Annotated in this window: 20 protein-coding genes, 1 tRNA gene and 1 pseudogene; 13 read left to right on the forward strand and 9 right to left on the reverse strand. The window is 61.4% G+C overall.

Annotated elements, in window-relative coordinates; translation table 11 throughout:
- Window positions 1-2 precede the first annotated feature (2 nt).
- The 5 genes from SM764_RS06120 (at window position 3) to SM764_RS06140 (ending at window position 3,884) form a co-directional block, all read left to right on the forward strand.
- Window positions 3-650 carry a phosphoribosylanthranilate isomerase gene (locus SM764_RS06120; RefSeq protein ID WP_368947761.1) on the forward strand — a complete coding sequence of 216 codons (648 nt, stop codon included), beginning with the start codon at window positions 3-5 and terminating at the stop codon, window positions 648-650.
- A gap of 163 nt (window positions 651-813) precedes the next feature.
- The gene (gene trpB, locus SM764_RS06125) at window positions 814-2,073 is read left to right on the forward strand and encodes a tryptophan synthase subunit beta (RefSeq protein WP_065272338.1); all 1,260 of its coding nucleotides are present in this window, start codon (window positions 814-816) and stop codon (window positions 2,071-2,073) included.
- A gap of 225 nt (window positions 2,074-2,298) precedes the next feature.
- Window positions 2,299-2,679 (forward strand): hypothetical protein, encoded by a 381-nt coding sequence (locus SM764_RS06130; protein ID WP_368947760.1) that lies wholly within the window; start codon window positions 2,299-2,301, stop codon window positions 2,677-2,679.
- Between the two features lie 200 nt (window positions 2,680-2,879).
- Window positions 2,880-3,353, forward strand: coding sequence for a hypothetical protein (locus tag SM764_RS06135; RefSeq protein ID WP_368947759.1), 474 nt, complete (start codon window positions 2,880-2,882; stop codon window positions 3,351-3,353).
- Between the two features lie 45 nt (window positions 3,354-3,398).
- Window positions 3,399-3,884 (forward strand): helix-turn-helix transcriptional regulator, encoded by a 486-nt coding sequence (locus tag SM764_RS06140; protein ID WP_369001290.1) that lies wholly within the window; start codon window positions 3,399-3,401, stop codon window positions 3,882-3,884.
- Between the two features lie 9 nt (window positions 3,885-3,893).
- Here the strand turns inward: SM764_RS06140 and SM764_RS06145 are convergent, their stop codons facing one another.
- The 5 genes from SM764_RS06145 to SM764_RS06165 all read right to left on the reverse strand — a co-directional run bounded on the left by SM764_RS06145 (window position 3,894) and on the right by SM764_RS06165 (window position 8,264).
- Complete coding sequence (locus SM764_RS06145; protein WP_368981631.1) at window positions 3,894-4,262, reverse strand: DUF2237 family protein; 369 nt, start codon at window positions 4,260-4,262, stop codon at window positions 3,894-3,896.
- Between the two features lie 10 nt (window positions 4,263-4,272).
- On the reverse strand, window positions 4,273-5,436 hold the full coding sequence (locus tag SM764_RS06150) for a serine hydrolase domain-containing protein (protein ID WP_369001291.1): 1,164 nt from the start codon (window positions 5,434-5,436) through the stop codon (window positions 4,273-4,275).
- A gap of 73 nt (window positions 5,437-5,509) precedes the next feature.
- Window positions 5,510-6,202, reverse strand: a complete 693-nt coding sequence (gene pth, locus SM764_RS06155; protein ID WP_368947755.1) for an aminoacyl-tRNA hydrolase — start codon at window positions 6,200-6,202, stop codon at window positions 5,510-5,512.
- Window positions 6,203-6,357: 155 nt separating this feature from the next.
- Complete coding sequence (locus SM764_RS06160; RefSeq protein ID WP_368947754.1) at window positions 6,358-6,984, reverse strand: 50S ribosomal protein L25/general stress protein Ctc; 627 nt, start codon at window positions 6,982-6,984, stop codon at window positions 6,358-6,360.
- 113 nt (window positions 6,985-7,097) lie between these two features.
- A complete protein-coding gene (locus tag SM764_RS06165) occupies window positions 7,098-8,264 on the reverse strand; it encodes an alpha-hydroxy acid oxidase (protein WP_065272346.1) in 1,167 nt (388 codons plus the stop codon).
- Window positions 8,265-8,550: 286 nt separating this feature from the next.
- Between SM764_RS06165 and SM764_RS06170 the strand changes: the two genes are divergently transcribed.
- Window positions 8,551-9,798, forward strand: coding sequence for an ATP-binding protein (locus tag SM764_RS06170; RefSeq protein WP_369001292.1), 1,248 nt, complete (start codon window positions 8,551-8,553; stop codon window positions 9,796-9,798).
- A 39-nt stretch (window positions 9,799-9,837) separates the two neighbouring features.
- On the opposite strand, the gene trpA is transcribed toward SM764_RS06170, so the two are convergent.
- Both trpA and SM764_RS06180 read right to left on the reverse strand, forming a co-directional pair.
- The gene (gene trpA / locus SM764_RS06175; RefSeq protein WP_065272348.1) at window positions 9,838-10,629 is read right to left on the reverse strand and encodes a tryptophan synthase subunit alpha; all 792 of its coding nucleotides are present in this window, start codon (window positions 10,627-10,629) and stop codon (window positions 9,838-9,840) included.
- A gap of 95 nt (window positions 10,630-10,724) precedes the next feature.
- Window positions 10,725-11,216: an acyloxyacyl hydrolase gene (locus tag SM764_RS06180; RefSeq protein ID WP_274830573.1), complete on the reverse strand. Its 492-nt coding sequence runs from the start codon at window positions 11,214-11,216 to the stop codon at window positions 10,725-10,727.
- Window positions 11,217-11,427: 211 nt separating this feature from the next.
- Here SM764_RS06180 and ychF point away from each other — a divergent pair, with 211 nt between their 5' ends.
- From ychF to SM764_RS06200, 4 genes and pseudogenes are all read left to right on the forward strand, one after another.
- Window positions 11,428-12,525, forward strand: a complete 1,098-nt coding sequence (gene ychF / locus SM764_RS06185) for a redox-regulated ATPase YchF (protein WP_065272349.1) — start codon at window positions 11,428-11,430, stop codon at window positions 12,523-12,525.
- Between the two features lie 211 nt (window positions 12,526-12,736).
- Window positions 12,737-12,826 (forward strand) — tRNA-Ser (locus SM764_RS06190).
- Between the two features lie 335 nt (window positions 12,827-13,161).
- Window positions 13,162-13,494: pseudogene (locus tag SM764_RS06195) on the forward strand (acyl-CoA dehydrogenase family protein); the annotation flags it as partial.
- 20 nt (window positions 13,495-13,514) lie between these two features.
- A complete protein-coding gene (locus SM764_RS06200; protein ID WP_369001294.1) occupies window positions 13,515-14,726 on the forward strand; it encodes an acetyl-CoA C-acetyltransferase in 1,212 nt (403 codons plus the stop codon).
- Between the two features lie 138 nt (window positions 14,727-14,864).
- Here the strand turns inward: SM764_RS06200 and SM764_RS06205 are convergent, their stop codons facing one another.
- Complete coding sequence (locus SM764_RS06205) at window positions 14,865-15,956, reverse strand: Zn-dependent alcohol dehydrogenase (RefSeq protein WP_369001296.1); 1,092 nt, start codon at window positions 15,954-15,956, stop codon at window positions 14,865-14,867.
- Between the two features lie 197 nt (window positions 15,957-16,153).
- Entirely contained in the window at window positions 16,154-17,527 is a 1,374-nt protein-coding gene (locus tag SM764_RS06210; RefSeq protein ID WP_369001297.1) for a hypothetical protein, read from the reverse strand.
- A 240-nt stretch (window positions 17,528-17,767) separates the two neighbouring features.
- Between SM764_RS06210 and SM764_RS06215 the strand changes: the two genes are divergently transcribed.
- From SM764_RS06215 to SM764_RS06225, 3 genes are all read left to right on the forward strand, one after another.
- Window positions 17,768-18,232, forward strand: a complete 465-nt coding sequence (locus tag SM764_RS06215; RefSeq protein WP_347510700.1) for a MarR family winged helix-turn-helix transcriptional regulator — start codon at window positions 17,768-17,770, stop codon at window positions 18,230-18,232.
- A 260-nt stretch (window positions 18,233-18,492) separates the two neighbouring features.
- Complete coding sequence (locus tag SM764_RS06220) at window positions 18,493-19,263, forward strand: enoyl-CoA hydratase-related protein (protein WP_369001298.1); 771 nt, start codon at window positions 18,493-18,495, stop codon at window positions 19,261-19,263.
- Window positions 19,264-19,266: 3 nt separating this feature from the next.
- Complete coding sequence (locus SM764_RS06225; RefSeq protein ID WP_369001300.1) at window positions 19,267-20,760, forward strand: 3-hydroxyacyl-CoA dehydrogenase; 1,494 nt, start codon at window positions 19,267-19,269, stop codon at window positions 20,758-20,760.
- Window positions 20,761-20,772: the final 12 nt, after the last annotated feature.

The raw sequence follows: 20,772 nt of genomic DNA on the forward strand, positions 1-20,772 counted from the left end.
TGATGGCTGCTGACATCCGGGTAAAGGTCTGCGGCCTCAGCACGCCGCAGGACGTCGATTGCGTGGCGCGCGCGGGCGCGGCCTACGCAGGCTTTGTCTTCTTCGAAAAATCACCACGCAACGTTTCCTATGAAACCGCTGCAACCCTGGCCGCTGCTGCGCCCGTGGGTCTGTGCAAGGTTGCCCTGACGGTCAACGCGGGCGATGCGGAGCTGGATGCGCTGACAGAGGCCGTGCCGCTGGACATGTTGCAGCTGCACGGCAAGGAAACACCCCAGCGCGTGGCCGAGGTCAAGGCGCGCTACGGCCTGCCTGTGATGAAGGCCATCGGGGTGGCTGACGCGGCGGACCTGGCGCAGATTGATATTTACTCCGATGTGGCTGACCAACTTCTGATCGATGCCAAACCGCCCAAGGGCGCTGACCTTCCGGGCGGCAACGGGCTTGCCTTTGACTGGCGCCTGCTGGCCGGGCGCAAATACTGGCGCAAGCCCTGGATGCTGGCCGGTGGTCTGACCCCGGAGAACGTTGCCGAGGCAATCCGGATGACCGGTGCCCGTCAGGTCGATGTGTCCTCGGGCGTTGAAAGCGCCCCCGGCGTCAAGGATGCGGACCTGATCCGCGCCTTTGTGGAGCACGCAACGGGTTAAGCCCAGATTGGCGACGGGCTTGCGGCTACCGGAGCCGCGTCCCGGCTTCGGGCCGGTCATCCCGGTGACTTTACCGCAGATGGCGCGATTCCTGTCTGGTGTCTCTTTACCCGTCGCCTGCTGCCCTATACTCAGAAGCAGTGCCGCGCAGAGAGGAACAATCATGGCCGAAGATCTTTTCAACAGCTTCATGAACGGGCCCGACGAAAAGGGTCGCTTTGGCATTTTCGGCGGGCGTTTCGTCAGTGAAACGCTGATGCCGCTGATCCTCAGCCTTGAAGAGGAATACGACCGGGCCAAGGACGACCCGACCTTTTGGGCCGAGATGGACGATCTGTGGAAGAACTACGTGGGCCGTCCCAGCCCGCTGTATTTCGCGGAACGCCTGACCAATCATCTGGGCGGCGCCAAGATCTATATGAAGCGCGACGAGCTGAACCACACCGGCGCCCACAAGGTGAACAACGTGCTGGGTCAGATCCTGCTGGCCCGCCGCATGGGCAAAACCCGGATCATCGCCGAAACCGGTGCCGGTCAGCACGGCGTCGCCACGGCGACCGTCTGCGCCAAGTTCGGCCTGAAATGTGTGGTCTACATGGGGGCCCATGACGTCAAACGTCAGGCCCCGAACGTGTTCCGCATGCGTCTGCTGGGCGCCGAGGTGATTCCGGTGACTTCGGGCCGGGGCACGCTGAAAGATGCGATGAACGATGCGCTGCGCGACTGGGTGACCAACGTGCGTGACACCTTCTACTGCATCGGCACCGTGGCAGGCCCGCACCCTTATCCGGCGATGGTGCGCGACTTCCAGTCCGTCATCGGCAAGGAAGTGCGCTGGCAGCTGGCCGAACAGGAAGGCGAAGGCCGCCTGCCCGATACGCTGGTTGCGGCGATTGGCGGTGGCTCCAACGCGATGGGCCTGTTCTACCCGTTCCTGGACGACAAGAGCGTCGGCATCATCGGGGTCGAGGCTGGCGGCAAGGGCGTGGACGAGAAGATGCAGCATTGTGCCTCGCTCACCGGTGGTCGCCCGGGCGTGCTGCACGGCAACCGCACTTACCTCTTGCAGGACGACGATGGTCAGATCCTCGAAGGCTTCTCGATCTCTGCGGGTCTGGATTATCCCGGCATCGGCCCGGAGCACGCTTGGCTGCATGACACGGGCCGCGCCGAATATGTGTCGATCACCGACAAGGAAGCGCTGGAGGCATTCCAACTGTCCTGCGCGATGGAGGGAATCATCCCGGCGCTGGAGCCGAGCCACGCGCTGGCCCATGTGATGAAGATCGCGCCGACCCTGCCCAAGGACCATATCATCGTGATGAACATGTGCGGTCGCGGCGACAAGGACATCTTCACGGTGGCGCGCCATCTGGGGTTTGACATGTCCGACACCGAAGAGGGCCGCGATCTGGAAGATTGATCCGATCCGCCTGATCTATCTGCAAACACAGGAAAAGAGCTGCCATCTGGCGGCTCTTTTTTTCGTTTTCGGCGCCATAAACCCAGGTTTATGCGCCCTAAACCAACCGCAGTCCGGCCGGAATTTAAACCTCTGTCGAATGGTTCTTGCCGGGCCGAGCGGTTCAGTCTGGGTCAAGGCGGCTGAAAACCCACCGCCAACGTGATCAATAAAAGGAAGATCCTGATGAACCGCGTACTTCTGACCAGCACCGCAATCCTCTTGGGCCTTGCAGCGACCACCTATGCCTCTACCGATACAGGCTCGGGCGAGCAGAACCAGAATTCCTACGAGCACGCCTATCAGAACCAGAACCAGCATCAGAACCAGAACGAGCATGCCTATGCCTATGGGAAGTCCGATGATGCGGGTGAAGACGACCACGGCGAAGGCCATGGAGAGGGCCACGGCGAGGGCGGCGAAGGCCACGGTGAAGGTGGCGAGGGCCATGGCGGTGAAGGTCACGGTGGCGAGGGCCACGGTGGTGAAGGCCATGGCGGTGAGGGCCACGGCGGCGGTGGCGAAGGCCATGGTGGTGAAGGAAACGGTGGTGAAGGTCACGACTAACCCGACGCGCGTCCCTTAAGCGCACCCAAGGCGCCTGTGGAGCATCCGTCCCAACGCTCCATTTCCCCCCGGCGCCTCACAAGGTTCAACCGCGGTATTTTCTGCCTGATACCGCGGTTGAGCTTTTCTGCCGATCAGTGGCATTGTCCCACAGAGCAACCCATCGCCCCGTTGAAATCACACGAAGGAGGACACAGCCCATGCGCAGCCGGATCGCCGACGTCCTCTTTGGTCTTGTCATGTTGCTGACATATCCGGGCGTCGCCTTGGCCGACTCCTTCACGGACAGAATTACCGATCAGCTGCGCCAGCAGGGTTATGGCGAGATCGTGGTGACGCGGACTTTCCTTGGCCGCTACAGGATCGTGGCCACAACCGACCGGACCGAGCGCGAGATCATTGTGAACCCCGGCACCGGTGAGATCCTGCGCGATTACATCGAAGACAAGGATGACGACAGCGCCAGCAGCGGCCTTTTCAGCCTGTTTGATCGCCTTGGTGGCGAAGACGGAGACAGCGACGGGGATGATGGCGGCGAAGACGGGGATGACGGATCTGACGATGGCGGCAACGGCGATGGTCCCGGCGCGGGCGGCCACGGCGGTCATGGGGGTGACGGACAGGGCGGCTCCGGTGAAGGTGGCGATGGCGAAGGCGGGGACGGTGATGACTGATCATGGGCCGGACGCGCCTGTGCTGACCAAACGCAGGGCAGCCGCATGAAGACGGGTTGGTTCCTTCCCGTTCTGGTATTGGTGCAAGGTCTTTGCGCCATGTTTTTCGTTTCCGATATCGCGCTTACGGTGCTGGGGCTACGGTCCCGTCCGATCAGCTGGCAGACCCGCGAATTTCTGGAAATCGGCGCCGCACTGGGACTCGTGTTGGGGGTGGTGCTGGGCTGGATTGCCTACCGGCGCAGCCAGCAGCGGGTGCGCGCGGTCGAGGAAAGCCTGCGCCTGATGCAATCCGCCTTCAAGGATCACCTAGAGGAACGGTTCTGCGCCTGGGGTCTGACCCCGGCCGAACGCGATGTGGCGCTGTTTTCCCTCAAGGGCCTCAGCCTTTCGGAAATCGCAGAGCTGCGCCAAACCTCGGACGGCACGGTCAAGGCGCAGAGCAATGCGATCTACCGCAAGGCCGGGGTCAGCGGCCGTACGCAGCTGCTGAGTCTGTTCATCGAGGATCTGATGAGTGACGACGGCTAGGGTCTCCGCTTAGGCACTGTGGGCCTTCAGGACGTCGATTGGCACGACGTCGAGCGCCCGTTGGTGGGTGCCTTTCAGGTTCACTCGCGGCGCACAGCCTTCATCGGCGGCCTGCAGGAACCGAGCGGCGCAGAGGCACCAGCAATCGCCGGGTTTTAGTCCCTTGAACTGGAATTCGGGTCGTGGCGTGCTGAGGTCATTTCCCACATATTTCGAATAAGCAAGGAACTCTGCCGTCATCACCGCGCAGACGGTGTGGCTGCCCTGATCCGCCGCGCAGGTGTTGCAGGCGCCATCGCGGAAAAAGCCGGTCATCGGATCGGTGGAGCAGGGCTCAAGCGCCTCTCCCAGAACATTGATGCTGTCGTCTTTTTCCATGCGGGTCTCCCTATAATGCGCGGGCGATCTGTCGAAACATCTCGATATTAGCGCGGTTTACGCCCTTGTCGCGGAATTTTCTGTCTGCTGCCGTGCTGACGATCACCACGTCCCGGTCCTGGTCGATATAGATGTATTGGCCATAGACACCGCGGGCGAGGAATTCGCCGTCATGGGCGCCGATGGGCACCCACCATTGATAGCCATATCCGATCTTGCCCTCCTTGGTCGGAGCAGAGGGGCGGGTCGAGGCGGCGATCCAGTCGGCAGGCACGATCTGCTGACCGTTGTACCGGCCGTCCTGTTCGATCATCAGGCCGAACCGGGCACAATCGCGGGTGGTGATATTGAGCCCGCCCAGCACAAAGGCCACGCCGTCGCCATCGGTCACGTAATAGGGTGCCTGTTCCAGCCCCAGCGGGGTGATGATCTTTTCCGACAGGAGGTCCGGAATGCTGCGCCCGGTGGCGCCCCGGATCACCATGCCGATCACATGGGTGTCGATCGACACATATTGCCAGGTGCTGCCCGGAGCGGCGAAGCTGTCCTTCAAATCGGCAGCGAACTGGTCCAGCGCCCCGCCCAATGCGATCTCGCGGCCCATGCGGTTAATGTCGGAGTCATAATCCAGGTAATCCTCGTCAAAGGTGACGCCGCTGGCCATGTTGAGCACGTTACGGATGCTGGCGCCGTCATAGGCGCTGCCTTTCAGCAGCGGCGCGTATGTGGTGACCGGATCGTCGAGCGAGGCAATCGCACCTTCCTCCAGCAGGATCCCGAACAGCGCCGAAAGATAGCTTTTCGCCACCGACCAGGAAATCCGCCGGTCCGTCTCAGCAGTGCCAAGGTGATAGCTTTCGTGGCGGATCTGCCCGTCCTTCAGCACCAGAAGAGAGGTCACGGCGCGGGCATCGATCCAGTCGTCCGCTCCGGCGGGCAGGGTCATCGCCTCGCCTGTGGCAAGGGGCACGACGGGTCCGTCGCCGCGCGACACCGGCCGGGTCAGAAAGGCGCCCTCCATGTTGGAGAAATTTGCCACGATCCTGTCTTCGGCAAACAGCGAATTCACCGCCCAAAGGCGCATGATCTCGTCCCGTTTCCACAGGCCTGCCGCCAGCAGGACAACGGCTGCAATGGCCAGGACACGCCCGGCTATCCGCATGAGTTTGCGCATGTCTTTCCTCCCCTTTACGGTCAGCCTAGCCGCCGGGGTGAACCCGCGCAAAGCGGACGCAACGGAAAGCAGCCTACTTGAACTTGTCCACCAGACGCTCAAGCGGGGAGCGGTTGTCCTGTGTCTCGGGGGCTTTGTCCGCCTGCTTTTCCGCCTTGGCCTGCTTCTCCTGCCCCTTGGGCGAAGTGGAGCTGCGTGGCGGCGCGGTGCGCAGGGCAACCGCATTCATGAATTTGCCGCCGTCCCCTTTGGCCAGCGATGCTGCGCCGTCGGAAATGCCGCGCATTAAATCGTCGAGCCAGTCTTCGTCCGCCTTGGGGAAATCGCGTAGCACATAACCTGCCACGGCGTCCTTGTGGCCGGGATGACCGATGCCCAGACGCACGCGGGCGTAGTCTGCGCCGATATGGGCGTGGATCGAGCGCAGCCCGTTGTGGCCCGCGTGGCCACCGCCCTGTTTGACGCGCGCCTTGCCGGGAGCCAGATCCAGTTCGTCATGCAGCACGGTGACATCCGCTGGTGTCAGCTTGTAGAATCGCATGGTTTCCCCGACGGACTGGCCGGAATTGTTCATGAAGGTCTGCGGCTTCAGCAGCAGCACCTTTTCACCGCTCAGGGTGCCTTCGCAGATCTGTCCCTGGAATTTCGACTTCCAGGGGGAAAACCCGTGGTCTTCGGCGATCCGGTCCAGCGCCATGAAGCCGATATTGTGCCGGTTTCTTTCGTATTTGGCGCCGGGGTTTCCCAGTCCGACAAAGAGTTTCATGGGCTCTCTCGCTGTTTGCAGATCTCTGCCTGATACATGCCCGCTGCGCGCCCGGAAATCCAGAGCCGGGGCAGATGGGCGTTTTTTGCTGTGGCAAAAGAAAACGGAGCCCGAATGGGGCTCCGTTCCGTGATCCTGCCAATGTGGCGTGGATCTTATTCTTCTGCGGCTTCTTCCGCTTCGCCTTCTTCCTCGTCGTCCGAGGCAGCCAGGCCAGCAGGTGCTGCGATGTTCGCAATCACGAAGTCGCGGTCGATGGTCGGTTTGGCGCCACTCGGCAGGTCAATCGCGGAGATGGTGACGGTGTCACCGATCTGCAGCTCGGAGATGTCCACGACGAGCTTCTCCGGAATATCGCCAGCGGTCACGACCAGTTCCACCTCGGGGCGGACGACGGACAGCATGCCGCCTTTTTTGATGCCGGGTGCAACGTCTTCACCGACGAACTCAACCGGGATGAACAGGTTGATCTTGGTGGTGCGGCGCAGGCGCATCAGGTCAAAGTGAGTCGGCAGGTCTTTGACCACGTCACGCTGGACGTCGCGGCAGATGACGCGGACGTCTTCCTGACCTTCGACCTTCAGGTTCCACAGGGTGGACTTGAAGCGACCGGCTTTCAGCTTTTTGAACAGCTCGTTAAAGGGGATCTGGATCGCAACGGGATCGACGTCACCACCAAAAACAACACCAGGAACCATGCCAGCGCGACGCGCTGCGCGAGCGGCGCCCTTGCCCGTCCCCGCACGTTCCTGGCAAACGAGATCAGGAATCTCTCCAGCCATTTTAATTCTCCAATATGTTAGGGCGGGATGCCTCCAAGGCTGTCACCCCGCGTGAAGCCGCGCGTATAGCGGAGAATCCCCGCAATGCAAAGCTTAAAAATCGCTGCCGGAGATCAGTCCTGCCAGCGTCCTTCGAACCCTTCGGGGACCAGCAGGTTATGACGGCCAAGATCCGCCACGTTGCGCTCGCCGCACAGGGCCATTGTGGTGTCCAGCTCTTTCTGGATGACTTCCAGAGCAGTGGTCACACCCTTCTGCCCCATGGCGCCTAGGCCATAGACAAAGGCGCGGCCGATCATGGTGCCCTTGGCCCCCAGCGCCAGCGCCTTCAGGACGTCCTGCCCCGAGCGGATGCCGCTGTCCAGATGCACTTCGACCTCGTCGCCGACAGCATCCATGATCTGCGGCAGCATCCGGATCGAGCTGAGTGCGCCATCCAGCTGCCTTCCGCCGTGGTTGGAGACAGTGATGGCATCGGCGCCGACCTTGGCGGCCATCTTGGCATCCTCGGCGTCCAGGATCCCTTTCAGGATCACCTTGCCGCCCCACATTTCCTTCAGCTTTTCGATCTTGCCCCAGTCGAGCGATGGGTCGAATTGCTCGGCCGTCCAAGCACCCAGCGAAGACGCATCGGAAATGCCTTCAACGTGGCCGACGATATTGCCGAACTCGCGGCGCTTGGCGCCCAGCATTTCGATGCCCCAAGCCCATTTCGTCATCAGGTTGGCGATGGTCTTGGGTGTCAGTTTCGGTGGTGCGGAAAGACCGTTTTTCAGGTCCTTGTGGCGCTGCCCAAGGATCTGAAGGTCCAGCGTGATCACCAGCGCCGAACATTTGGCCGCCTTGGCGCGTTCGATCAGGCGCCGCACGTAATCCTCGTCCTTCATGGTATATAGTTGGAACCAGAAGGGTTTGGTGGTCGCCTCCGCCACGTCCTCGATCGAGTTGATCGACATGGTCGAGAGGGTAAAGGGTACACCAAAGGCCTCGGCGGCGCGGGCGGCTTTGATTTCACCATCGGCATGCTGCATGCCGGTCAGGCCGACGGGCGCCAGTGCCACGGGCATCGCAACGTCCTGGCCGATCATCTGGCTGGCGGTGGAGCGGCCGGACATATCAACGGCCACGCGCTGGCGCAGGCGGATCTGTTCAAAATCCGAGGTGTTCTCGCGGAACGTCTGCTCGGTCCAGCTGCCGCTTTCGGCGTAGTCGTAAAACATCCGGGGAACGCGGCGTTCGTAGATGCGCTTCAGGTCGTTGATATTGGTGATAACAGGCACCGGTTCGTCCTCGCCCTAGTGGTGGTCAGGATTGTTTACCAATTTCACCCTGCTGGCGCAATGATGGCCTGCGCAAATTGTCTGTCGGTAAAATTTTACGGTATATTTATTGTAGAAAACCTATAGGTTTCAAAACAAGACGTCGAAATCTTGCAGGGTAGCCGTATTTCTGGCGCCATTTGAGGCCGGCTCAGGGCGGTGTCTGTATGGGTTTGGGCGATTATTGAAACGTACGAACCGATTGAGGCATGTCATTTCGACAGTGAACCGCAATTCCGAACCCAGGTTGCCCGCAACAGCAACAATTGCCGATCTGCGCCTTGCACTTGAGCAGGAACGGGCCGCTCGGCAGGAGGCCGAAGCGGCCAACCAGGCCAAGTCGGCCTTTCTGGCGGTAATGAGCCATGAAATCAGGACGCCGTTGAACGGCGTTCTGGGCATGGCCGAGGTTCTCGCGGACAGCGGCATGCGCGAGGATCAGAAACAGGCGCTGGAGACCATCGCTGACAGCGGCAATCTGTTGCTGACCATCGTCAATGACATTCTGGATCTCTCCAAGGTCGAAGCGGGTAAGCTTGAACTGGAGATGATGCCAACCTGCGTGACTGAGGTATTTCACTCCCTATGCCGCCAGTTTCGCCCCCGGGTCGAAGCAAAGGGCCTGTCCTTTACCAGCGTGCTGAGCGGGCTGATGGCCCGTAAAGAGGTCTGGGCTGAACTGGATCCGACGCGGCTTACTCAGGTTTTGGGCAATCTTCTGGCCAATGCGCTGAAGTTCACTTCCGAAGGGGCCGTAACCTTTACCGTGCATGCGCGGGAGGTAACAAACGGCTGCGTGGCGCTGGATTTCAGGATCCGGGATACCGGCAGTGGCATCCACGCGGCGCAGCACAAGAAACTGTTCAGTCCCTTTGCTCAGGCCGAGGTCAGCGTGAACCGGCTGCATGGCGGGACCGGGCTGGGTCTGGTGGTGGCGCAGCAGATCTGCCGGGAAATGGGCGGCGGGATCGATTTCACCAGTGCAGCCGGGGAGGGCAGCGAATTCCATGTCTCACTGGTGTTGCAAAGCACAGAACCCATTGCGGAGGATCCGGCGCAGGACGAACTGGACTGGAGCAATGAGGTGTTGCAGCGTCACCGCTGGCGGGTTCTGGCGGCTGAGGACAATCTGACCAATCAACTGGTCCTGCGCCACCTGCTGAAGGAGTTCGATCTGGATCTGACCATTCTGCCGGATGGGGCCGAGCTCTGTGCGCTCTGGCGGGCGGGTGGCGCTGATCTGATCCTGATGGACGTGAACATGCCCGTTATGGACGGTGTTGCCGCAACCAGTGAGATCCGCCGCGCCGAACGTGAAGAGGGTCGTGCGCCGGTGCCGATCATTGCCATTTCGGCCAATGCGATGGCGCATCAGATTGAGGGCTATCTGGCGCAGGGCATGACGGCGCATGTGGCCAAACCAACCCGCAAATCCGACCTTGTTGCGGCAATGGCGCGCGCGCTTGCCGGGAGCAGCCTGCCCTGGCCTACCTGATCCGCAAACGCGGATCAGGTTGTTGTTCTGAAGGAGGCGTCAGGCGGCGTGGGCGCCATCCGACAGCGATTTCACAAAGGCCAGAACCTCTTCCACCGGTTTTCCGGCGGCTATCTGGCTGACGATGGCGCTGCCGACTACGGCACCGTCCGAAATCGACGCGATATTGCGCGCCTTTTCCGGGGTATTGATGCCGAAGCCCACGATCACCGGAAGGTCGGTGGCGGCCTTGATGCGCGCCACTTCCGGTCCAACATCGCCTGCTTCGGCCTCGGCGGCGCCGGTAATGCCGGTGATGGAGACATAATAGACAAAGCCCGAGGTGTTCTGCAGCACCCGCGGCAGGCGTTTGTCATCGGTAGTGGGCGTCGCAAGGCGAATGAAGTTCAGCCCGGCGGCCTGGGCGGGAATGCACAGCTCATCGTCTTCTTCCGGGGGCAGGTCGACCACGATCAGCCCGTCGATCCCGGCGGCCTTGGCGTCGGTCAGAAATTTATCGACGCCGCGGTTATAGATCGGGTTGTAATAGCCCATCAGCACGATCGGCGTGGTGTCGTCACCTTTGCGGAATTCCGCGGCCAGCTGCAGGGTACGTTCCAGGGTCATCCCGGCGTCCAGCGCCCGTTGCCCGGCCAACTGAATGGTGGGCCCATCCGCCATCGGATCGGTAAAGGGCAGGCCCAGTTCGATAATGTCGACCCCGGCGGCAGGCAGCCCCTTGACCACCTCCAGCGCGGTGTCGAAATCCGGATCTCCGGCCATGACATAGGAGACGAAAGCTTTCTTTCCGGCGGCCGAAAGCTCGGCGAATTTGGCGTCAATGCGGGTCATGATCGGGCCTTGTTTGTGATGTCCGCTCTGGTGTGCCGAATGTTCTGCCGGAAATCAATCCCAAGCCACATCAACCCTGCAGCACATGCCACGGATCACAGCGGAAAATGCCAGCGCAGATGCAGGGAATTGACACCGGGATTGATATCGGCGGTCGAGGCATTGGATTTATGCGACAGGGACAGCGACAGGGCGGTTCCGTTGGCAAAGCTGCGCCCGACCCCTGCCATGCTGCGGATCTCGAAGGTTGACCCCAGATCGTTCAGCGCCACGCTTTCGAAATAGGCGCCCGGAAGGACGCTGGCCTCGATGAACCAGGATTGGCCCAGATCCCATTTGCCCGCCACACCGGCGCCGATGAAGAGGTCTCCGGTCTCCTGCACGTCCAGGGCAGCACCGAAACGGGCGGAAAAGATGCCCTTTTCGTAAAACGCGTGGTGCCGGTAATCCAGCGACACAAGCGCGCTGTTTTCCGAACCGGGCCGGGAAAATTCGGAGTATCCGATCCCGACAGATAGTTCGCGGTCCTGCGCGGCGGCGGCGCCTGCGGACAAAAGGACGGCGGTCAGGGCAGCAATGTATTTCATCGTCTCACTCAGCATCAGGAGAATTGGGTGACCGGGACATGGGTATTGAAGTCCGTTTGCAACAGGAAAATCAAGACAATGATAGCGGCCGTGATATGGCGTGAACGGGGCGGCCGGGGCGAATGACAATGGTTGCTGCGGGGCCATGACCGCTTGCGCCACCGCCCAATGCTGCCTAGAAGCGGCTCCCAAGTGGCATCAGGAGGCCGGTATGGGCTTTAAAATGGGAATCGTCGGTCTGCCCAATGTTGGTAAGTCGACATTGTTCAACGCATTGACGAAAACAGCCTCGGCGCAGGCAGCGAATTTTCCGTTCTGCACGATCGAGCCGAATGTGGGTGAGGTCGGGGTGCCCGATGCGCGCCTTGATAAACTGGCAGCCGTCGCGGGATCGAAACAGATCATCCCGACACGGATGACATTCGTGGACATCGCCGGCCTCGTCAAAGGCGCCTCCAAGGGCGAAGGGCTGGGCAACCAGTTCCTGGCCAATATCCGTGAAGTGGACGCCATCGCCCATGTGCTGCGCTGTTTCGAAGACGGCGATGTGACCCACGTCGAAGGGCGCGTCGATCCGGTGGCCGATGCTGAAACCATCGAAACCGAACTGATGCTGGCCGACCTGGAAAGCATCGAGAAACGCCGTGCGGGCCTCGTGCGCAAGCTGAAGGGCAATGACAAGGAGGCCCAGCAGCAGGATCGCCTTCTGGCCGACGCCCAGGCGATGCTGGAAGAGGGCAAACCCGCGCGCCTCGTCGAGGTTGACGCCGAAGATGCCAAGGCTTGGCGGATGCTGCAGCTGCTGACCACCAAACCGGTGCTTTATGTCTGCAATGTCGGCGAATCCGAATCCGTTGAAGGCAACGAATACTCTGCCAAAGTGGCAGAAATGGCAGCGGCACAGGGCAATGCCCATGTGATTATCTCGGCTCAGATCGAAGAAGAGATCAGCCAGCTGGATCCCGAAGAGGCAGAGATGTTCCTTGAGGAAATGGGCCTCAGCGAAGCCGGGCTCGACCGTCTGATCCGTGCAGGCTACGAGCTGCTGCATCTGGAAACCTATTTCACCGTCGGCCCGAAAGAGGCCCGCGCCTGGACCATCCGCGCGGGCACCTCGGCACCGCAGGCCGCAGGCGTCATCCACGGCGATTTCGAAAAAGGTTTCATCCGGGCAGAAACCATCGCCTATGAGGATTTCATCGCCAACAATGGCGAACAGGGCGCCAAGGAAGCCGGCAAGATGCGCGCCGAGGGCAAGGCCTATATCGTCAAGGATGGCGACGTGCTGCATTTCCTGTTTAACACCTGAACACCCGGTATCCCCACGAAGATCGCAGCGCCCGCCAGTATCCCTGGCGGGCGTTTTTCTGTGCACCTTTCCTGACTGGCGTCTCAACCGTGGGCGGGGAGAAGCCATGAAAAACAGCGATTTCAAGGAGTTCTTGGATTTTCCAAGAAAATGCCCGTCGTTTCAAGAATGCCCTTGTATATCCGATAGTTGCTGGGCTATACGCGTCGACGGAGACGTGGCCGAGTGGTCGAAGGCGCTCCCCTGCTAAGGGAGTAGGCCCGGAAGGGTCTCGAGGGTTCGAATCCCTTCGTCTCCGCCATTACCCAAGAAATCATGGGAAACGGCGATTAGGGAAGCCTACCCGCCAGCATACCGCTAACAGGTTCACGCTTGGACACGACGTGAAGCAACGGCTTCGGCATGTGCGAAATCGTGAGAAATCTGGACCGGTCGTTCTGCGACTATGCTTTCGGAAGTTGGTCTTTAGCTGCTTTATATAGCTGTTCGGGTAGGTCTCGCCAGATTGATCTAACCCTGTCTGCCCGCAGAGGTTCAATCTGAAGGAAGCCATCGTGTCTCCGCATCTTCGGATCCCTAAAGGGAGACATATTGTATTTTTGATGAAAGGTTTGGCGCCGAGAAGGTCTTCGGACTTGCGAACACCAACTGGTGCAGGGGCTGCTGGCCGACAGTCAGGCCGAACTGGCCGCTGCCCGCGCGCTGGTCCGGGATGCGGCGCGCACGTATGACGCAACCGGGGCTGCGGCGCTGGAAGCCTCTTGTGCCAAATACTTCTGCACCGAAATGGCGGGCCGGGTTGCGGACCGCGCGGTGCAGGTGCATGGCGGCGTCGGCTACATGGCCGAATACGCCATCGAAAGACTGTACCGTGACGCGCGGTTGCTGCGCATTTACGAAGGCATCAGCCAGATCCAGCAGATCATCATTGCCCGCAACATCGTGAAGGCCGCAAAAGACCGCATGTAAGCGGCAGGGAAGGAAAGAATATGCTTGAAGACGTCGTAATTTGCGAACCGGTCCGCACGCCGGTGGGCCGTTTCGGAGGCCAGTTCCGCGACCTGCACGCCCATGAGCTGGGCCGCATGGTGATCGAAGGCCTTTTGGCGCGCACCAATCTGCCCGGGGATCGCGTGGACGAGGTGATTTTCGCCCAATGCTACCCGTCGATGGATGCACCGGCGCTGGGCCGCGTGGTAGGGCTGGATGCGGGACTGCCGATCAGCATTGGCGGCTATCAGATCGATCGCCGCTGCGGCTCTGGCCTGCAGGCGGTGATCAACGCAGTAATGCAGGTGGCGACCGGAGGGTCTTCGCTGGTGATCGCGGGCGGCGCCGAGTCGATGTCGAATGCGCCTTTCTATTCGACCAAGGGCCGCTGGGGCATCAAGGGCACCGCGATGGTTTTCGATGATGCGCTGGCGAAGGGACGTGTGACGGCAGGCGGGATCAACCACCCGGTGCCGGGGGGCATGCTCGAAACCGCCGAGAACCTGCGCCAAGAATACAATATCGGACGCGAGGAACAGGATGTCTTTGCGGTGGAAAGCCATCGCCGCGCGGTGGCGGCGCAGGACGGCGGGCTGTTCGGTGATGAGATCATTCCGGTGACCGTCAAAAGCCGCAAGGGCGAAGAGACTTTCTCGAAGGATGAGCATCCGCGCCCCGAGGCCACGATGGAGAGCATGGCCAAACTGCGCCCCATCCGTGGCGGCGTTGATGAGCGGGCCACGGTGACAGCGGGCAATGCCTCTGGTCAGAACGACGGTGCCTCTGCAGCGATCATCACCACCCGCGCCATCGCGGAGGAACTGGGGCTCAAGGCCTATGCCCGGATCAAGTCCTGGGCCGTGGCCGGTGTCGGTGCCGAGGTCATGGGTATCGGTCCGGTGCCGTCGGTGGCCAAGGCGCTGGACCGTGCGGGTATGGCGCTGAAGGACATTGACCTGATCGAACTCAATGAAGCCTTCGCGGCGCAGGTTCTGGCCTGCACCCGTGAATGGCAATTGGCTGACAGCGATTTTGAGCGAATGAACGTCAATGGCTCGGGCATTTCGCTGGGGCACCCGGTGGGTGCCACCGGCGGACGGATCATGGCTGGGCTGCTGCGTGAAATGCACCGCCGCGATGCGCTGTATGGTGTTGAAACCATGTGCATCGGCGGTGGCCAGGGTCTGGCGGCTATCTTTGAAAAGGTCTGATCGGGCCGCGCTTTGTGCCTGATCTGAAAATAGACAGGGCCGTTCCGATTGGAACGGCCCTTTTTCGTGTGTGGAGCAGGAGACAGAAACGGCCGCCCCGATGTGCTGGGACAGCCGCAGGTTCTGTCAGCCCGTTGATCAGTCGTTGTTCAGCATGATCACGTTGCGCCGCGCGTTGCCGGCCATGGTGTCGGCAAAGGCCTCGTTCACCTGATCCAGGGTCCAACGCCCGGAGATCAGCTCGTCGAGCTTCAGGCGGCCCTGCTGGTAGAGGTCCACGATCCAGGGAATGTCGCGCTTGATCACCACGTCGCCCATTTTCGAGCCGAGGATTTTTTGCCCCGCGTCCGCCATCACAAGCGGCGAATAGCTCGCGTTAGAGCCGAAATGCGGCATGCCGACCATGACGATCTTGCCGTTGTGGGCAAGGTAACGCGGCGCCTGATCATAGACCGCAGCGACACCGACCGTCACCAGCACCGCATCCGCGCCGCGCCCGTCCAGCAGCGCCTTTACTTCCTTGAAGGGTTTGCCTTCGGCCAGCACGCCATGGGTGGCGCCAAAGGCCTTGGCGTCTTCCAGTTTGGCGGGGTTCATGTCGACCGCGACGATGCGGCGGGCCCCGGCGATGCGGGCGCCCTGAATGGCATTAAGGCCGACACCGCCCGCGCCGATCACCACCACGTCGTCACCGGGGCGGATACCGGCGGTATTGATCGCGGCGCCGACGCCGGTGATCACTCCGCAGGAGATCAGCGAGGCAGCATCTTTCGGCATGTCCGCGGGGATCTTCACGATCTGGCTTTGATCCACGACCACCTTTTCGGCAAAGGCACCGGCGAAAAGCGCTTGCCAGACCGGGTCACCTTGGGTTGTGCTGAGCGGCCCCTTGGACGGATCACCCGGTTCTTCGCAGACCGTGGGGTGGCCCTGGCCGCAGGACGGGCAGGTGCCGCAGGAACGGATCAGCGTGACGGCAACACTGTCGCCCACGGCAAAGCCTTTGACGCCCACGCCGACAGCGGTGACGATGCCAGCAGCCTCGTGCCCGAAGACCGCGGGAACGGCGCCGCCAAACCCCCCCTGCCACAGCGAGATGTCTGAATGGCAGACAGCCACGGCATCAATCTTCACCTCGACTTCACCCAGTTCGGGTGCGCGCAGTTCCACCTCCTCGATCACAAGGGGCTCTCCGTGTTTGTGGCAAACGGCGGCTTTGACTTTGGTCATGGGCGGTCCTTTCGGTCTGTCGTGTCATGCGCGGGCAGCGCGGATTTCCGCATGTACAGGAAGCTGCCGATTGCAGTGGCGCGCGGTCTTGGTCTGGATATCCGCGAAACGGAACATGCAAAGCTTCTCCTCTTTCGCAAATTTTAGGGTGCCATGGTGATTGTTAGCAATCTAATTAAACTTCGTGACGCAACGGACTATGCGAAAACCAGCAACGCAACGGTCAGGATCGACATGGCGAGCGTACCATAGGCAAGGTTCCAGCGCAGACCGACGCGGGCGGGATCTTCATCGATCATGCGCGCCGACAAGCGGACTGAGGCCGAAAACGGCGTTACGTTCACCACGATGGACCAGATCGACACCATGGTAACCGCAACCGCGAGCGGGCTGATGGCCAATGGAGTCAGGTTCGGCAGCGTGCCCGCCAGGATGGTGACCGAGATGATCGGGCTGACGCCCACCATCGACAGCAGATAGGCGATCCAGCCCGCCAGCGCCAGAACCGCACCGCTGCCAAGTCCGAGGGCGACGATGGTCTGACTAAGGGCATCGGTGTCGATCAGCGGTAGCACCAGAACACCCAGAAAGGCCGAGGTTGTGAACAGGCCGATTTCGGAGCGCATGCTGGGCAACCCGGGGAGCAGCCCGGTCACGGTGGCTCGGGCGGTGCCGGTGAGCGCAGGGAGCGCGCCCTCATGCCAGCGCTGGATCGCCATCCAGCCAAGGGAGACCAGCGGCAAGCACAGAAGCAGCGCCTGAATGAGTGTAACGCCGAGTATTACGGAGACGCCCCAGGAAAACGACGGCACGAAGATTACCATCCCCATCAGCGGCAGCAATCCGGCAAGGGAGGGCGCCTCGGGCAGGCCCGGAAGCACCCGGCGCGGATAGCTCATCCGGTCGATCCCCCAGCCCAAAAGTAGCATCACCACCGCCAGCGGCAGTGAATAGATGACGATCTGCCCATAGGCGACGCTGGGAATGGCCGCAGTGATCAGTGCCATGGTGACGGTCATCGGCGACCACATCGGAAGCGAGGAAAACCCGCGCATCATGGCCAGCGTCATGCGGCGGCGGCGGATGCCCGCGATGCGCTTTTCCTCGTCGGTTTCGCCGGGAGATACACCCTTGGCGATCATTGTCCCCAAGAGGCCGATGGTCGAGAAATTCAAGAGGATGCCAAATACCGCCGCGCCGAAGGTCAGGACCAGATAGCGGCGGCCCGGGCGCTGGTTCACCAGAATCTCGCCCGAGCGCAGGATCAGCGGTGAGCTGTTCGCGGCGAACTGAAGGAAGCTGAGCGAGGTGAGGAAAAAGGCGAAGAACGCGGCCCGGTCGATGGCAGTGGAGGCGCGGGCAAGATCAAAGGTGCCTTGGCTGACTTCATAAAGCGGCAGCGCGATGCACAGTGAAAGGAGGATTAAAGCGACTTTGGACAGGCCGCGCAGCTCCAGCGCCAGAAAGCCCAGGATCCCCCCGAGCTCCATCAGCCGCAGAGCGGGCGCATCGGTAAAGATTTCACCGATGGCCCCGAGGCTGACAAGAAGAAGAAAAGCGGATGACAGCATTATTGGGCGCTGTATCGTGACGGCGAGTTTTGCTTGGCCATCTTGTCAGAACTCCTCAGAGCTGTGCGGGTTAGAGTGGTGCAGCTCCGTGCGAGAGCTGCCTCCGGCGGTTGCGGAAGCAGAGCCAAAGCCTTTTGCTTAGGGTATTTATCTTGCAAATAATAATCAAGCTAATTACATTTTTTGCCAAGCGGTCGCGCGGGGGGGCCGGGGGAGATTGGCGAAGTATGGGGCGGCAGTATGACCAAAAGCGATAAGGCAACCACGGCTCGCAATGAAGGGGTCTCGGGCCCGGTGTTTCAGGATATCGCGCGGTTTCGTGGCATTCTGTTTGACGGGCTATTGCGGCCGCACGACATCACCATGGCGCAGGGTTGGGCGGTGCTCAGCCTCATGCGAGAGGCTGGTCAGCGGCAGGCGGATCTTGCAGCGAAGCTGGACATCGGGCCAGTGACCACTTCCAAACTGATCGACCGGTTGGAGGCACGCGGCTTTGTTGAACGGCGCGCCGATCCCGGCGACCGGCGGTCGAAACGGATCTTTGCAACAGACAAGGCGCACCAGCTGATGGATATCATGACCGAGACGCAGCGCCAGGTGGATACCATAGCCAATACAGGGATCGAACCGGAAGAGCTGGCCACCACCATGAAGGTGCTGGCGAAGATGCGGCAGAACCTCAAGGCGTCGATGGCGCGGGATTGAGGCGGGTCAGGATCTCGTCTTAAGGCTGGGCTCAACCCGGGCAATGTGCTGGCCGGAGCTCCTTCCACTGTACAAGTCGATTGCCCCGACCGCCTGTGACGCGTGCCTTCGCCTCGGCACCTTCTTGGGACGGGACGAATTCGCAATTAATTACCAAGCTAATTGTTTGCCAAGTATCTAATCCGCCTTATAAGGGGCGGTAACGCGCCCGGTCCGGCGCAGACCGGACCGGCATCCTTTGCAATGCGACAGGAGAAAACATGTCTTTGGTGCTCATCGAACGCCCCGTTGACCGGGTTGGTGTGATCCGGCTCAACCGCCCTGAACGGCGCAACGCGCTGTCGACCGAGTTTCGCGCGGAAATTGCCAAGGCGGTGACCGAGCTGGACGACGACCCCGGGATCCGGTGCATCGTGATGACGGGCGACGAAAAGGCCTTTGCCGCAGGTGCTGATCTGGCCGAGCTGGCTGAGGTACGGCCGATGCAGGAGGTCTTTGACCGTCTGGGCGCGGTCAAACGCGCGCTCGAAGCCTCGAATACCCCCGTCATCGCAGCGGTGCGTGGCATGGCGCTGGGCGGTGGCTGCGAGATGGCGATGATGTGCGACATCATCATTGCAGGCGACACCGCCAAATTCGGCCAGCCGGAAATCAAGGTGGGCATCATGCCCGGCGCCGGTGGCACCCAGAAGATCCTGCGCACGGCGGGCAAGGCCAAGGCGCTGCGTTACCTTCTGACAGGCGATCTGTTCCCGGCGGATGTGGCGTTGGACCTGGGCATCGTCTCAGAAGTGGTGCCGGATGCCGAGGTGATGGACACGTCGCTTGCCATGGCCAAGAGGATCGCCGCCCAGCCTGCCAAGGCGGTGCAGGCGATCCGTGACGCGGTGCGCGAGGGGGCGAATACGCCGCTGGATACCGCGCTCATGCTGGAGAACCGCCTGTTCCAGATGCTGTTTTCCACTGACGATCAAAAAGAGGGAATGCGCGCCTTTCTTGAAAAACGCGCCCCCGAGTTCAAAGGACAATAAGTGATGGCTTATGCATTCGACGACATCAAAAAGGTTGGCGTGATCGGCGCCGGGCTCATGGGGGCGGGCATCGCGCAGGTGCTGGCGACCGTGGGCTATGACGTGGTGCTGAACGACATGAACGCCGAGGCGCTGGCCAAGGCGAAGACCGATATCGAAGGGCGTATCGACCGTATGGTCGAAAAGGGCAAGCTGGAGGCGGACGCCGCCGCTGCGGCCAAGGGGCGGCTGACCACATCAGGCGACCTCACCTCCCTTGCGGATACGCAGATGGTGATCGAAGCCATCATCGAACGGCTCGACATCAAACAGAGCCTGTTTGCCGAACTTGAAGGCATCGTCAGCGCGGACTGCATTCTTGCGTCGAACACCTCCTCGCTCTCCATCGCATCGATTGCGAAGAACTGCGAAAGCCGCGCCCGCGTGGTGGGCATGCACTTCTTCAACCCGGTGCCGCTGATGAAGCTGGTGGAGGTGATCGGCGGCGCGGCCACCGATGCGGGCGTTATCGATGCGACCTATGAAATGGGCAAGGCGATGGGCAAGGTGCCGGTGATCGCCAAGGATGGACCCGGCTTCATAGTGAACCTAGGTGGGCGGGCCTATTACACCGAAGGTCTGCATATCGAGGCCGAAGGCGTCGCCCCGCCTGAGCAGATCGACCGCATCATGAAGATGGCAGGCGGCTTCCGGATGGGCCCGTTCGAGTTGATGGATCTCACCGGCATCGACACCAACTTCCCGGTCTCGACCTTCATCTTCAACGGCTACCACAGCGATGCGCGACTGCGCACCACGCCGCGCCATGGCTATATGGTCGAAGCGGGGCTGCTGGGGCGCAAGGTGGGGCGCGGCTTCTACGACTACGCGCAGGACCTGCCCAAGCTGCCGACCCCGCCCGAAGCCGGACCAAAGACCCCGCTGACCGCAGTTCTGCCGGAACGCTCCGATGCCTTTGCACCGCTGGTGGAAAAGGGCCTCATCGCTGCCGAGGATGACGGCAAGGCGCCGATCCTGGTCAGCCCACTTGGCGAGGATTGCACCAGCACCGTTGTCCGCCTCGGGCTTGACCCCAAACGTACCGTTGCAGTGGACCTGAGCGCGGTCGAACGCGGGATCGTTACCGTGATGACCGCCCCTGGCGGCTCGGATGTGCTGGAGGCGGTGACCACCTGGCTGGCGGGCGCGGGTCTGCATGTCGAGGTCATCAAGGACAGCCCCGGCTTTGTTGCGCCGCGCATCATCGCGATGATCGTGAACCTGTGCTGCGAGATGGCGCAGATCGGCGTCGGCAGCCCCGAGGATCTGGGCAAGGCTATGACGATGGGACTCAACTACCCGTTCAACCCGCTGGAGTATGGCGACAAGGTCGGCGCAGACCGGGTTCTGTCGATCATGGAAGGGCTGCAATCCACGACCGGGTCGGAACGCTACCGCCCCAGCCTCTGGCTGAAACGCCGCGCGCTTCTGGGTCTGTCGCTCAGCACCGCGGACTGACAGGCGCGAATA

The organism is Pseudophaeobacter sp. 1A16562, from assembly GCF_041008785.1.
GTDB lineage: Bacteria > Pseudomonadota > Alphaproteobacteria > Rhodobacterales > Rhodobacteraceae > Phycobacter > Phycobacter gallaeciensis_A.